The 14,649-nt window shown below is 56.7% G+C and carries 12 protein-coding genes and 1 pseudogene; all 13 read right to left on the minus strand.

Annotated features, from left to right (window positions below; genetic code table 11):
• Window positions 1-19: 19 nt before the first annotated feature.
• On the minus strand, window positions 20-1,750 hold the full coding sequence (locus tag CAUR_RS14615) for a peptide ABC transporter substrate-binding protein (RefSeq protein WP_012258639.1): 1,731 nt from the start codon (window positions 1,748-1,750) through the stop codon (window positions 20-22).
• A gap of 36 nt (window positions 1,751-1,786) precedes the next feature.
• Window positions 1,787-2,596: a cyanophycinase gene (locus CAUR_RS14620; protein WP_012258640.1), complete on the minus strand. Its 810-nt coding sequence runs from the start codon at window positions 2,594-2,596 to the stop codon at window positions 1,787-1,789.
• Window positions 2,593-3,288, minus strand: coding sequence for a GntR family transcriptional regulator (locus tag CAUR_RS14625; RefSeq protein ID WP_012258641.1), 696 nt, complete (start codon window positions 3,286-3,288; stop codon window positions 2,593-2,595). Before CAUR_RS14625 ends, CAUR_RS14620 begins: the two co-directional genes overlap by 4 nt.
• A 444-nt stretch (window positions 3,289-3,732) precedes the next feature.
• On the minus strand, window positions 3,733-4,206 hold the full coding sequence (locus tag CAUR_RS14630; protein WP_012258642.1) for a glutathione peroxidase: 474 nt from the start codon (window positions 4,204-4,206) through the stop codon (window positions 3,733-3,735).
• Window positions 4,207-6,099: 1,893 nt separating this feature from the next.
• Entirely contained in the window at window positions 6,100-6,738 is a 639-nt protein-coding gene (locus tag CAUR_RS21255; RefSeq protein ID WP_157866452.1) for a hypothetical protein, read from the minus strand.
• Window positions 6,739-6,869: 131 nt separating this feature from the next.
• Window positions 6,870-8,408, minus strand: coding sequence for a tripartite tricarboxylate transporter permease (locus CAUR_RS14645; protein WP_012258643.1), 1,539 nt, complete (start codon window positions 8,406-8,408; stop codon window positions 6,870-6,872).
• A gap of 9 nt (window positions 8,409-8,417) precedes the next feature.
• Window positions 8,418-8,909, minus strand: a complete 492-nt coding sequence (locus CAUR_RS14650; protein WP_012258644.1) for a tripartite tricarboxylate transporter TctB family protein — start codon at window positions 8,907-8,909, stop codon at window positions 8,418-8,420.
• Complete coding sequence (locus CAUR_RS14655) at window positions 8,906-9,883, minus strand: Bug family tripartite tricarboxylate transporter substrate binding protein (RefSeq protein WP_012258645.1); 978 nt, start codon at window positions 9,881-9,883, stop codon at window positions 8,906-8,908. The genes CAUR_RS14650 and CAUR_RS14655 overlap by 4 nt, the downstream gene beginning before the upstream one ends.
• A 384-nt stretch (window positions 9,884-10,267) precedes the next feature.
• The gene (locus CAUR_RS14660) at window positions 10,268-11,197 is read right to left on the minus strand and encodes a VOC family protein (RefSeq protein WP_012258646.1); all 930 of its coding nucleotides are present in this window, start codon (window positions 11,195-11,197) and stop codon (window positions 10,268-10,270) included.
• 33 nt (window positions 11,198-11,230) lie between these two features.
• Window positions 11,231-12,364 (minus strand): annotated as a pseudogene (locus CAUR_RS14665) (Uma2 family endonuclease).
• A gap of 302 nt (window positions 12,365-12,666) precedes the next feature.
• Complete coding sequence (locus CAUR_RS14670) at window positions 12,667-13,839, minus strand: SidA/IucD/PvdA family monooxygenase (RefSeq protein WP_012258647.1); 1,173 nt, start codon at window positions 13,837-13,839, stop codon at window positions 12,667-12,669.
• A gap of 82 nt (window positions 13,840-13,921) precedes the next feature.
• On the minus strand, window positions 13,922-14,176 hold the full coding sequence (gene rpmB / locus CAUR_RS14675) for a 50S ribosomal protein L28 (protein WP_012258648.1): 255 nt from the start codon (window positions 14,174-14,176) through the stop codon (window positions 13,922-13,924).
• 68 nt (window positions 14,177-14,244) lie between these two features.
• Window positions 14,245-14,610, minus strand: a complete 366-nt coding sequence (locus CAUR_RS14680; RefSeq protein WP_012258649.1) for a SaoD/DsrE family protein — start codon at window positions 14,608-14,610, stop codon at window positions 14,245-14,247.
• Between the last annotated feature and the right edge of the window lie 39 nt (window positions 14,611-14,649).

The following is a 14,649-nucleotide window of genomic DNA, read 5'->3' on the forward strand; positions in this document are numbered from 1 at the left end:
ACCCTGGTAAGCAATATAATCACTGATCGAGCCACCAATCCTGTGCGGCCCATGCAAAATCGACGAAACTGGGTGAAATGGTCAAGTTGTGAAATTCCTGTCGGTGTGCAGTGATTGATAGCCGCTCGTACAGAAAGATGCGTGGCAAGTCCTGGTTAATCTGGGTTGCTACCTTGCAGTAAAGTTCTTTGCGGACATCCTGGTCCATAACGATAGCAGCCTCATCAATCCATGCATCTACATCGGGGTTAATATAGCGGCTGAAATTTGCACCTGCCCAATCATTTTCAGCAGTCGGAATACGAGCACTGCTGTAGTTGCTGAACAGATGGCTGTCTGGATCAAGCCCTGGCCCGGTTGTGTAGAGAATAATATCGAACTTGCCTGTGTCGCGAATGCCGTCACTTTCCCCACCGGCGAAGAAGACGTCTGATGGCATATTTTCAATCGTGAGTTCAATCCCCACTTGTTTCAACATCTCGGCAAGTACCTGTTCGGTTTGCTCGCGCAGCAAGTTGCCGCTCGTTGAGTTTATTTTCAGGCTCAGGCGCATACCGTCTTTTTCCCGAATGCCATCGGCGCCAACTTGCCAGCCCGCTTCTTCGAGCAATGCCTTTGCCCGCTCAGGATTGTATTCGCTGGCTGGTTGAGGGCAGGCAAACGGACCGGCAGGAAGGACGGTACTACCCGGTTTGACCTTTCCATACAAGAGGGTGTCAGCAATCATTTGTTTATTGATGGCGTATTGAATCGCCTGCCGCACGCGCAGGTCGTAGAGAATGGGATGCGGATTCGTGGCAGGATCGGCCGGAGCACTGCCATCATTATTGCCAAAGTTCAGGACAAGCAGCTCGTTCTCGCCGGTTACCGTCGCTTTATAGGTTACATTCTGACCAGCAGACTGTTCGATAGTGGCCAGATCAGCTTCGGTAATGTCCCACAAGGCATGAATCTCACCGGTTCCTAACAATTGAATGCCCACTTCGCGTGACGGTAAGACGCGAATAATGACTTTATCCAGGTATGGTTTTCCTTCTTCACGGTAGTATGGATTTCGCACAAATGTGAGATGATCGCCAGCAACCCATTCTTCAAGGACGAAAGGTCCCGTTCCCCACGGTTTCTGATTGTATGCCCAGGTTTCCATCTGATCGAGAGGGCCGGCATCATGGGGCACGATGTAAGCAAATAGACGCAGATAAGGTGCGTATACTTCCGAGAAGGTAGCAACGACAGTGTATGGATCAGGGCATTCCAGTGTTTCGATAGAGCTATACCCGGATGTGCTAACCTGGGAGAGGTCAGACAGAGCACCTTCCATCGTAAATTTCACATCTTCGCATGTGAATTCTAGCCCGTTTGAGAACCTTACACCCTTGCGTAGCTTCCACGTTACAACCAGCCCATCCTCTGAGACGGTCGGCAGTTCTTCAGCCAGAACTGGTACATATTCACCTTTATCATTGACCTGAACCAGTCCTTCAACAAACAGTGAGGTGACAGCATCTTCGATAGACGAGGTTGTCAGTAATGTGTTAAGAATAGCCGGTTCTTGCGGGGTACCAAAAATTAACGTTCCGCCCTGTTTGGGGGCATTTGGGTCAACAGCAGGCTGGTCGGCCGTGGGTTGAGTGACGGCCGTGGTCGGCATAGTTTGCGATGAACCGGATGGCGAAGATGAGGGTGAACTGCTACAGGCTGTCAGGACCAAAAGTACGGCGATGATTAACAATGAGTGCGAGGGTTTCATGCAGTGCTCCTTGTAGATAAATCAGGCGGTCTCTGGCTACTCATCGCTAAGCGAGGGCACAACGGTAATATGCGCGTTACCATTCACACAATCGTAGGTGCAGCCTGCCGTTAATACATGTGCTGTCAGGTGTCCAACGGCCACCGGTCGTCCAGCCTCAACCTCAGCAACATTTGACTCCGAAATGGTTCGTCCGTCTAGTATCGTAACTGCGCCTTTTCCATATACCCGGATGTGCTGCTCATCCTCAATGATGGCGGCCGTATCTTCATCGATACCGATGCCCAACACACCGGGATGAGTACATACGACGTAAATTAATCTGCCCCAACGATCACGCTGACGAAAATGCTGATCGAAGACAAAGCGGTCGGTGAAGCCTAATCCTGGTGAACATTGCACGATCCGCTCGCGTGGGGTAGGGCCACTCTTACCATACGCGATCATCGTTTTGGACAGGACGGAAGCACCAGCGCTCGTCCCTGCAATGACGCAACCTCGTAGATATGCCCGATACAGGGCATCGGCCAGACGAGTACCACCGATGAGCTGGGTAATACGCATTTGTGCTCCGCCGGTAAAAAAAATACCGCTGGCTTCTTCAATCGCGTCTAAGTTTTCGGTTGTGTCAGCAGCATGCCGTTGGCGAAATTCCAATGAGATAACCTGTCCCGCTCCCAATGACAGGCACTGATGTACGTAGTGTGAACCGGTTTCGGCTAAAGCTGAAGCCTGGGGCAAAATCACGATCCGCGCTTGCGCTCCGCCTGAACGCTCGACAAATTCACGCATAATATGAGGGTTTTCGTGATCGAGAGCACCCCCAATGGGCATCAATATCTTCATGGCTGCTCCAAGTCTGCTTGCCTTTGCAGTGAATCGCGCAGATACCGTACAGTGTTGAGGATATGAGTGCGCATAGCCTGCTCGGCTGCTTCAGGTTGATGGTTTTTTAACGCCTCAAAGATGGCAAGGTGTTCAAGCGTGTCAGTCTCGTCTCGCTTGTAGAGGGGGCGCTGGGCGGTAGCGGCAAAGTTGCCGATGAGCATTGTTGGGAAGGTCGCCCACATCTGATTGAGGGTACGAATGAGGTATTCTCGCCCAGATGCTGTAAAGATAAGCTGGTGAAATGTGCGATTCAGTTGCCGATATTCATTGACCTGCTCAGGTGCGGAATAGATATTCATTTGCTCCAGCACCTGAGCAATGTTTGCTAACTCTTCATCACTGATCCGTGCCGCAGCAAATGCCGCAGCTCTACTCTCTAAAAAGGCGCGATGTTCGTATAAATCCTCAATATCAGTCAGCGAAAAGGCGATCACACGTACTCCGCGGTAGGGTACGTGCTCGATAAGTCCTTCGGCCGTCAGTTCTTTTAAGGCTTCACGAACCGGCATCTGGCTGACATTGAGTTCTTGCGCCAGCTTTTCCTGGCGTAGCCACTCGCCAGGTTTGTACCGGCCTTCCAGGATAGCCGCACGTAACTGATCGGCAACCAGTTTACGCAATTGGCGATGGGGTGATGGATCAGTAGACATAAAATTTAGATATTAGATATTAGATATTTGATCTAATGTCAATCTTATCAGACTTCCCGGCGCCCGTCAAGGGGTGTGTTGTATCTTTGAGCGCAAATGACTTTGTGAAGGGTTTAAGATAACGTGTGGTCACTGAATTGGGCGTTTATGTCTGAGGGGTGCTATCCTCAAGTTGAGGAGCATGTCCGGGACACGATGGCTGGATGTTTAGATGCTTCATTTGTGACAGATAGCCCAGTGCCTTGGCCCTATCACACACCATCATTGGATTGGTATTATCAGTATCTGTCTATACTGCTACGACGGCGGAGGGGCAGTTTCAGAGTTACAGTAATCGATGTTCGCAAACATGGCGAAACACGGCGCAGCACTGCTGCGCCGTGTTTGTTTGTCCGCCGTTTGGAAATGTCTGGCAATAAGGGGGAATTCTCTGCGTTGTTACTTCTACAACAACTCAACCAATTCACGTTCAATGGCGCCGACCGTATCAGTTGGGGCATACCGCCGAACGACAGTGCCATTCCGATTTACCAGAAACTTGGTGAAATTCCACTTAATCTCGCCATCGGGGCTAAGTCCTGGCTGCTGCGCCTTGAGATAGGCAAAGAGCGGGTGAGTATTGGGGCCGTTCACCTCAACTTTGGCAAACAGCGGGAATGTCACTGCATACGTGCGAGCGCAGAAGGATTTAATCGTCGCCTCATCGTCTGGTTCCTGGTTGAATTGATTACTCGGAAAACCGAGCACGACAAAGCCACGATCTTTGTAGCGTCGGTAGAGCGACTCAAGATCGCCGTACTGGGGCGTTAACCCGCAATGACTGGCTACATTGACGATTAAGAGCACCTTATTGCGATAGACCGCGAGGGATTGCTGTTCGCCATCAATGGTTCGTACAGTGAATTGGTAGATGTTCATAGGATGATAGTTCGTTGCATAAACATTTAAAACCTCTTCTTTGATTGTACCACGGATACGGTCGTTACCTGAACGATGTGCGCCAGATTTAGTTTAGAATCTGTTAAGAAGTGACCCCTCATCACATCTCCGGCTCACGTTCCTCTCCCGCCGGGGGAGGATGGACTCCAGCCCCCAGCGGGGGCGGGCTGGGGTGGGGGTGTGATCTCGTCCCCCTCCTAACCTCCCCTCGCTGGGGTGAGGAGGTCGAGCGCGTGCCCCTGCCCTCAGCCTATGCATTACCCACATGTCACGCTGCGTTAGGTCGGGCTGCACGTACTCCCCGTGGCGCAGGCTTCCAGCCTGCGTGGATGCATCCTCACCACCGCCGGCAGGGGCTGGCCGTGGCCGCTGGTACGCAGGCACGAATCTCTTGCAACATAACCGTCTACGCGCAGGTGTCGCATGCATGCCTGATCGACTCGATGATCGGCACGAGCACATTCAGCACCCTCGTGACCAGGATGGGTAACGGTATGCCACGCGCCGGATCGTGTGTACGGCTAGCGCGGCAGCATGGCTGCCGCACTCCACACCGTGCGACACGCGCATGATGCGCGTGTAAGGCAACCCATTCAGCACGTGATAGCACGGCTGGAGCAGCGCACTGCCACTGGGCCAGTCGCCTAAAACACCACCCATGGCGATCATTCCCGCTGCTACGCACATGGTTAACATCAGTTGTGGGTAATGCATAGCGGCAGCGTTGGGAGCGCGAGCCTCTGGCTCGCCAAAGCATTGCCTCCGCCTCCAGCGGGGGTGGGGGTGTGATCTCGTCCCTCTCCCAACCTCCCCTCGCTGGGGTGAGGAGGTCGAGCGCGTGCCCCCGCCCCCAGCCTATGCATGACCTATATGTCACGCTGCGTCAGGCAGACTGCAAGCGTTCCCCGTGGCGCAGGCTTCCAGCCTGCGTGAAGGCATCCTCGCTACCGCCGGCAGGGGCTGGCCCCACTGGCAGGCTTCCAGCCTGCCCCACGGTCGGATACACCGTCTACCGTCGCTACCACTGCGACCATCCGCTGCCCATGCGTGACGTGAGACTCTCGCGACAGTGATGCAACGCGATAGTACACAGGATCGCGCACAATGAGATAGGTGCTGCTTATGTGCGAAGAAGGTGACAACCTGGGTATGGGTGATGCATAGCGCTGCGTGGGAGCGGGGAGCGTAGCGGCTGTGATCACCTCTGAACAACCATCCATGGCACGCCATGGCACACGATGCAAGACATTCCCATCCACCGCATCCCGTGGATGGTCAGGTGAACGGTACAGGTACCATCCGTAGGGGCGGGTTCTCAACCCGCCCCTACGGAACCCGCCTCTACACACCACCGGCACCAGCACGCTGTGGGGCAGGCGATCAATCTGCGTTCAGCCATCTCCATCATCAGAGTCACATACCGGCACGGGAGTCCGCTGCAATCCGCGCCGGATCGTGTGTACGGCTGGCGCGGCAGCATGGCTGCCGCACTCCAAACTGTTCGACATGCGCATGATGCGCGTGTAAGGCAACCCATTCAGCACGTGATAGCACGGCTGGAGCGGCGCACTGCCACGGGCCAGTCGCCTAAAACACCACCCATGGCGATCATTCCCGCTGCTACGCACATGGTTAACATCAGTTGTGGGTAATGCATAGCGGCAGCGTTGGGAGCGCGAGCCTCTGGCTCGCCAAAGCATTGCCTCCGCCTCCAGCCTATGCATTACCCACATGTCACGCTGCGTTAGGTCGGGCTGCACGTACTCCCCGTGGCGCAGGCTTCCAGCCTGCGTGGATGCATCCTCACCACCGCCGGCAGGGGCTGGCCGTGGCCGCTGGTACGCAGGCACGAATCTCTTGCAACATAACCGTCTACGCGCAGGTGTCGCATGCATGCCTGACCGACTCGATGATCGAAACGAGCACATCCAGCATCCCCGTGACCAGGATGGGTAACGGTATGCCACGCGCCGGATCGTGTGTACGGCTGGCGCGGCAGCATGGCTGCCGCACGCCAAACTGCGCGACACGCACATGAGGCGCGTGTAAGGCAACCCATTCAGCACGTGATACCACGGCTGGAGCGGCGCACTGCCACTGGGCCAGTCGTTCAAAACAACACCAATAGCGATCATGCCCGCTGATACGCACGTGGTTGACACCAGGTATGGGTTGTGCATAGCCGGGCGGGAGAGGGGAGGGTAGACGTGTGATCCAGAGCTTCCTGATAGGGTAGACGTTGGGTTCGATCATCTGTCCTGGCCGTCCGTGAATGCCGCCAGGGGCGGGAGCTTGCTCCTGGCTCCTCCCTCCAGCACTGGTACCGGCACCATACGCGCCAGAGGCGTGCGCTCCCAGCTCCTGGCTCCTCCCTCCAGCACTGGTACCGGCACCATACGCGCCAGAGGCGCGCGCTCCCAGCTCCTGGTTCCTCCCTCCAGCACTGGTACCGGCACCATACGCGCCAGAGGCGCGCGCTCCCAGCGCCTGGCTGGGGAGCACGTCCGTCATCACACCCCCGACCCGCTCCGGCACACGGGCAATGCAGTATTCGCGTTATGGGTAATGCATAGCGCGCAGCGGGCGAGGGGCCGGGGGTGAGAGCGTTCTCTGTATCATCCGGCACAACTACCATTGCCCGATCAATCCTCTTCACCCCGCCCAAATACGAGTCGGCCACCCTGCACCTGTTTGCCGGTTATGCGCTTAATGATGACCGGTACGTAGGGCAGAAGCAGGGCTGCCAGGGCGGCCAGCAGAAGGCCGAGCGAGAGTGGTCGGGTGATGAAAATGCTTAGATCGCCCTGGCTGATGGCGAGTGCCCGGCGGAATTGCGATTCGGCCAGGGGAAGGAGAATCAGCCCCAGAATCGCCGGGCCGACCGGTATGCGGAAACGACGCATGAAGAAGCCGATGACACCGATAACGTACATCAGGACGACATCGACAAAACTATTCGCCATGCTGTAAACACCCAGGGTGCCAAAGACCAGAATCCCACTGTAAAGCAGTGGTCGCGGAATGGTGAGAATCTTCACCCATATTTGAATGAGAGGGAGATTCAAGATCAGCAGCATGACGTTCCCAATGTACAGACTGGCGATCAGCGTCCAGACCAGATCGGGCGAGCGCTGAAACAAGAGGGGGCCAGGCTGGAGGTTGTAGATTTGAAAAGCGGCCAGTAAGATTGCTGCGGTTGCCGATGTTGGTAAGCCAAGTGTTAGCAGTGGTACCAGTACTCCCGAAAAGGCGGCATTGTTAGCTGCTTCCGGTCCGGCCACACCCTCAATTGCGCCCTTCCCCCACTCATCTTTATGGCGAGATAGCCGCTTTTCGACAGTGTAACTGAGGAAGGTTGGAATTTCGGCACCGCCAGCAGGTAAGGCTCCCAACGGAAAGCCAATGAGTGCACCGCGCAGCCATGCCGGCCACGAGCGTCGCCACTCGTCACGATTCATCCAGACGGACGAGCGGACGGAGAGTACCTCTTCGCGTTTATGGCGGAGCTGTGAGGCGACGTAGAGCGCTTCTCCTACGGCAAAAAGACCAACGGCAACCACTACCACATCGATCCCGTCCAGCAATTCGACAATCCCGAAGGTCAGGCGTACCTGACCAGAGAGGATATCGATCCCGATTAGCCCGAAAAAGAGACCGATGAAGAGGCTGATCATGCCGCAAATGATTGATGAACCGACCAGCGCTGTAACACTGACAAAGGCCAGCACGGTGAGTGCGAAATAATCTGCCGGTTGGAAGAGCAGAGCCACGCGGGCCAGGAGTGGTGCAATAAAGGTGAGGAGGAGTGTCGAGAGGGTGCCGGCCACGAACGAGCCAATCGCCGCTGTCGCCAGGGCTGCGCCGGCCCGCCCGGCTTTCGCCATTGCAAACCCTTCAAAGGTGGTGGCTACCGATGCCGATTCGCCGGGTGTGTTGAGCAAGATTGAGGTGGTAGAGCCACCGTACATCCCGCCGTAGTAGATACCGGCAAACATAATCAGGGCACCGGTTGGGTCGAAGTTGTAGGTTAACGGCAAGAGCAGGGCAACCGTAAGGGCCGGCCCAATGCCCGGCAACACACCGACTGCTGTACCGATGGTGACGCCAATCGCCGCCAGGAAGAGGTATTGTGGCGTGAGCGCATTGGCGAACCCGGCCAATAGATAACCGATAACGTCCACAGACTATCCCTATAGCAAGCCGCTCAGGATACCGGCGGGCAGGCGAACACCAAGGAGACGGGTGAAAGCGAGATAGACAATGAGGCCGATCAGAAAGCCGATCAATAGATCACGACGCAGATGCTGGCTTCCCAATATGCGACTGCTCAGCGGAAAGAAGAGGGTGGTGGCAATCACATATCCGAGTGGCCATAACACAGCCGCGTAGGCGACCAGCAGTACCAGCAGTAATAGCGTTGTTGGCCAATCGGTTGTCTGTTCCTCGGCAGCTACTTCAGCCACCAGATCGTGATCTGGTACAACCGTAACCCGCAGGAAGAAGAGGAGACCGAAGATCAAACAACCACTGCCAACAATCGTTGGGAAGACACGCGGCCCAACGACAGTGAACCCCGCACTTTCGCTTATCTGAGTGATCTGGGAGAGGATAACCCCTCCCAGACCAATCACCGCTAATGCGGCCAGCCGTAACGAAAGCAGTGCCCGTGTGGGTGCATTCATTGCACTAACCCAAGATCGCGCAGGACGCCCCCAATACGAGTGATCTCATTATTCAAAAATGTGCTGAATTCATCACCGGTGCGGAAGAAGTCAGTCCAGCCATTTTTGCTAAGCGCGTCTTGCCACTCTTTGCTGGCGTGCATCTTCTCGATGGTGGCGATAACGGCAGCCCGCTGTTCAGGCGTGAGGTCGGGAGCACCAAACACGGCGCGCCAGTTCATTAATGCGACATCGACGCCGGCTTCTTTCAGGGTTGGTGCATCGATACCGGCAATCCGTTCCTCACTCGATACCGCCAGCATACGCATGGTTCCGGCGGCAACCTGCTCGGCAAACTCTGACACGCCAGATACACCGGCTGTCACTGCACCGGAGAGAATCGCTGCGGTCGCTTCACCACCACCCGAATAGGCAATGTAGTTGACATTCGCCGGGGCGACGCCGACAGCTTTAGCAATCAGACCAACCAGAATGTGATCGGTACCGCCAGCCGATCCGCCACCCCACGAAATGGCTGTCGGATTGGCCTTGAAGTCAGCGATGAGTTCTTGCAGGGTCTGATACTTCGAGTCGGCAGGCACAACAATTGCCTCTGCTTCGGCAGTGAGCAGCGCAATGGGGGTGACCTGTGACAGATTAACCGGTGCTTTGTTGGTTTGAATTGCCCCAACCATCACCAGGCCGCCGACCATCAACTCGTGTGGTTTGCCTTTGGCTTCATTCACAAATTGCGCCAGACCAATGGTACCGCCGGCGCCGCTCACGTTGTAGACCTGCACAGTCTGACCGGTAGTCGCGGCCAGTGCCGCCTGCATTGCACGAGCAGTACTATCCCAACCACCGCCGGGGGAGGCCGGCGCCATAATGTTAATCGCCTCAGTTGGATACTCAAACGAAGAGGAAGTGGTAGCCTGGTTGCCACATGCGCTAAGCAGCATTGCTATGAGCAGAATGACCGGGAGAACGCGACGCATAGCAACTCCTTTCCTGATAGGTGCATTTGTCTGGGTGCCCAATGGGAAAATAGTTGCCCCATTATATTCTCGACGGAGATTGGCGTCAACAGAAAAAGTTATACAGTCACGATCACGCTGCTTTCCGTGTAGACATCACACGCCGAAGTGGGTGCTGTTTACGTTTGCATAGTTTGGCGTGCGGCAGCCACGCTTCCGTGCTCGATGTGCAGGATGCCATGCGCGTGTCTCACCGGTCACGCTACGGATTGTAAGAACAACGGGCGTGTCTGGATTGATGGGATGACTTCTACACACCGCACGTTAAATATGAACGCGGCGCTACGCTGCATACGTGGTTCCAACTGTGTCGCGTGGAAACGGGCGCTCTTGTGGATGCGTCTTTCAGGTTAGATTGCTGCTGTGCGACGCACTTGCCAGGAATTGTTCTCTTGTGGTGAGAACAATCCGGTTGTGGAATGGATCATGCAGCAGCCTTCCTGCCGGATGTGCTTCTTCGGTGATCCCTGCGTCGTGAAGACGGGCAAGGATCGGTGCCAGTGCGTTCTGATCGGGCACAACAATTGAAAACCACTGGAGACCGAGGGCATCGGGTGGTGCTGAGGGGGCACCCTCGCCCTGCCAGGTGTTCAGTCCGATATGGTGATGGTAGCCACCGGCTGAGACCATCGCCATCTGAAAACGGCGCATTACGCCCTGAATATCGAAGCCGATCAGTCGGTGGTAGAAGTCTACTGCAACATCTATATCTGCCACGTGCAAATGAATATGCCCGATACTGGTTGTCGCTGCCATAGGAGCGGCAAGATCGTCGGTGGGTGAGAGCAGGCGTAATAATGCAGCTACGTCAAGTGGTTCACGCCCGTTGCTCAGACTGCCGTCTGCACGACGGGCAAAAAAGATGTCATCGTTCATGACAAAGACACCGTCCTCTGGCGACTCGCAATAGATTTCAATCCCATTGCCATCCGGGTCGTCAAGATAGGTGGCTTTGGTCATGATGTGATCGGTTGGTGCGTTTGGATAACGTGCCCGAAAGAGACGGGCCAGCGCACGAGCCAGTTCATAGCGGCTTGGAACGAGAATTGCAACGTGGTACAGCCCGCAGACGCCACGGTAGCGGCGGTATGCCGGTTGTTCGTACAAGATCAAGAGATCAGGGCCACCAACGCCGAGATGAGCCGTCTGTGCAGTACGCTGATGAAGCCGCAGACCAATCAGGTTTTGATAAAATGCCAGTGAGCGTTCAAGGTTGGTGACGGTGAGGGCTACAGTACCGATATGCGTGGCGGGGTGAATCGTGCCGGCTATCATAAGGTCTTCTCCTGGCTGATCTGAAATGTACCTCTACTCTTCGCCGCGTAATCGACATAATTCGCGTTCCAGCTCGCGTAGTCGTGCTTCAATCGCTTCACGTGCCTCGGCTTCGCGGCGGGCCTGTTCTTCAGCGAGCCGTGCCCGCTCTTCAGCCGCCGCTCGTTCCTCAGCCTCGCGGCGGGCCTGCTCCTCGGCGGCCGCCCGCGCCTCGGCTTCACGGCGGGCCTGTGCTTCCGCGAGCCGTGCTCGCTCCTCAGCAGCAGCGCGAGCCTCGGCTTCGCGGTGAGCCTGTTCTTCGGCGGCCGCCCGTGCAGCCGCTTCTGCCGTCCGCGCCTCAGCTTCACGGCGGGCATGCTCTTCGGCAGCAGCGCGGGCCTCCGCTTCACGCCGCGCCTGTTCCTCAGCCGCTGCCCGTGCCTCGGCTTCGCGCCGGGCCTGGGCCTGCGCCGCTTCCGCCTGCTCCATCATCGCGGTGTAGTTCCCCATCACCTCGCCCCGTTCGTCGGAGCACACGACGTGGTTGTCCGCGATCCCCAACCACAGTCGGGCACTCTCCAAATACACCCGTCCGTGCTCGTCCGGCGGGTGCAGCACGTAGTGCTCCCCCACCAGCCGGTAGTCCAGCAACCGCAGCCGGAGCGGCTCTTCCCGTGTCAGATAATCCACGATCACGTACTGCGCGACCCCCGCCCGTGCGTAGTGTTCAACTTTGCGCACCAGATCGATCTCACGAGTCTCCGGTGAGGTGATTTCGATGATCAACGCTGGCCGCTACCCCTCCTGCGCGACATCGAATGTGCTCCAGTTCTCCCGTTTGGTGATGCCGGGAATCACCATCACGTCCGGGCTGTGTGGCCGTAGTCCGGGCACGTCCCAGGCGATGCGGATATCGCTCATCACGGTGGCTTCGCCGGTGCGTTCGAGCCGCGCCTGGAGCACATCGGTGAGGTAGCGCTGGTCGGTTTCGTGACGGATGCTATGCACGATGAAATCTCCCACCTCGGGATGAAGGACATCCTCGAGGGTGAGCGGCACCTGCTCGAGATGATGCGGGTCGTCGGGGGTGGGACGGTGGACAAAGCGCCAGCCGTAGCGAAACGGGTCGTCGGTTGGGGCCGATGGCGGGTCGGGAACCAGCATAGTTTTGGGCGACGGTTGGCTCATAATGAAACCTCCCTGCTGGGGTGGGTAGCGGTTGGGAAACTGTTCTGGGGTGGTATTGTACCACAGTGGTCGTCTGGCATGCTGGCCAGTGATTGGTGATGGGGTGCGCGCAGGGGGCACCGGTACGAGGGAAGCGTGAGCGTGGCATGCTGCACTCCTGGATCAACACGGTGTTCTGATATATAAACCGGGTCAGGAGTGCAAAGGTAACGCGGATATGTAGAACAAAGGTGACAATAGCCGACTGCGGGTGGCGCACCGGCGGATACGCGACGCAGAAGCTCGGTTATACAATCGGCCTGTCAGCTCCCATCGGCATACTGACGCGCCAATCGCTCACCGGCGTGACGGGCACCGATGATGTTACGTGCTACCGGGCCGATCTCGAGTTCGGCCAGCGGGCCGCTCACGAATAGCCCTGGTGCCCATTGCAAAGCAGGGCCGATCAGGGGATAGCCGCACGGCGCGGTTGGTAATTCGTTGTAGGCAATGGCATCATCGAGCCACGGATGACCGGGACGTTCAGATGTGAAGCCGGTGGCAAGAATAACCGTTGTTACCGCCAGCCGGTGATGCGTAAGCTGCAAGGTGATCGCACCATCTGCAATGGTGGCGGCGTGTACTTCATCAATCACGATCTGAAGTTGTTGCTGTTGCGCAGCGGCATGCAGACTCTGGGCCAGTTCAACCGGCATCGTTCCTGGTAAGCGGGCCGCAGTGATCATCGCACGTCGTCGGGTCGGATCGGGTTCGGCGTGGAAGCGACGAAGCTCTTTCGGCCCCATCCAACCGGGCGGGCTATCGAACGGGGCGACCTGGATCGGACGACGCATAAGCAACGTTACCTGCGCTTTTCTGCAAAGGTTTAGCGCGAGATGACCGGCACTGATCCCGCCCCCGATAATCGCGACGGCACTGTGCGCGGCGATCTGATCGAGGGCGAACGTCGGTTCGTAGAGGTGATAAACCGCTGCGTCGGCCTTTCGTAGTTCACGCGCCCAGGCCGGCCAGCGCAATTGTTCACCACAACTCACTGCCAGCAACACATGTCGTGCTGAGAGCATGCCCTGATCGGTTTCCACATCCCAGAACGTTGATCGCCGCCGCAGACCGCATACGCGCCCTTGCAGCGTGTAGTCTGACAATCGGTATTGACGTATGAGCGATTGCGTGTGAGCCTGAAAGATAGCGAGGGATGGGCGCTGGTACCGACCATGAAAATGGTGATCGTCAGCGTTGATGTGTCGAGCAAATCGTAGCAGATCGTATGGATCAGGCGCGAGGTGATGCACAACCGTTGAGCGAAGATAACGCATCCCACAGGCGGTTGTGCAAGACTCCCAGCGCGCGAGCAGATGATCGTAGGGATCGATAATGCGAATGCGGTCGGCGGCGATTCTACACCGCTCGCGCAGCACGAGTGCCAGATGTACACCGTGAATGCCGCCACCGACAATGAGCCAGTCCAGATGCATACGAATAAATCCGAACCAATCGTTGTATTACAACTGCGGCATTGACTCCGATGAGGTGCCTCTTGTAGCGGTCAAGGAGAGGTTATGCGCGTGAACGCCGTTCAACATCTTTTAGGGTGAGTCCGCGGTCACGTAATGCTTGCAATAAACCTTTCCGCTCGATTTCACGCAGCGCTGCTGCCGAGAGCTTGAGGCGCACAAAGCGCTGTTCTTCCGGTACCCATATCCGCCGTTTCTGGACATTGGGTAGCCAGCGTCGATTTGTGCGACGCTTGGAAAATGAGACGTTGTATCCAAATGAAGGAGAGCGACCGGTCAAATCACAACGACGTGACATATCTGTTCCTCCGTTGTGGCGAGAGGGTGTCAGAACGATATACCCTCTCGCTGCCAGTTTGAGATGCATCAGAGTGTAATCACCTGATCCGGTGGGTTACCGGCCAGAGCAGCATACAGGTCGGGGAAGCATCCCACCCGCACGCCGGCCACGGTCCCGTTTGCCCGGCAATTTCCCGGTTCACCGACAGCCAGCCCGCGTTCAAGCGCGCATTGGTCGCACATCATCAAGAGGATACCCTGCTCGGCAGCGACTTTTGCCAGCCGCTCCCCCATCGGATCACCTGCCCGCAGCAGGTAGGTGTTGTCATCGAAGAAGAACATTCCGACAACTTGGGCACCGTGGTTGCCGGCTTCTAACTGTGGCAGAATCATCTTGCCGAGCTTGTAGCTGGCGGTGTGGCCTGATGTAGCGAAGATGTAGGCAACTTTCATCCTTTCCAATCCTTTCGATATGAACACGTTGCGAAATTG

It is taken from the genome of Chloroflexus aurantiacus J-10-fl (assembly GCF_000018865.1).
Lineage (GTDB): Bacteria > Chloroflexota > Chloroflexia > Chloroflexales > Chloroflexaceae > Chloroflexus > Chloroflexus aurantiacus.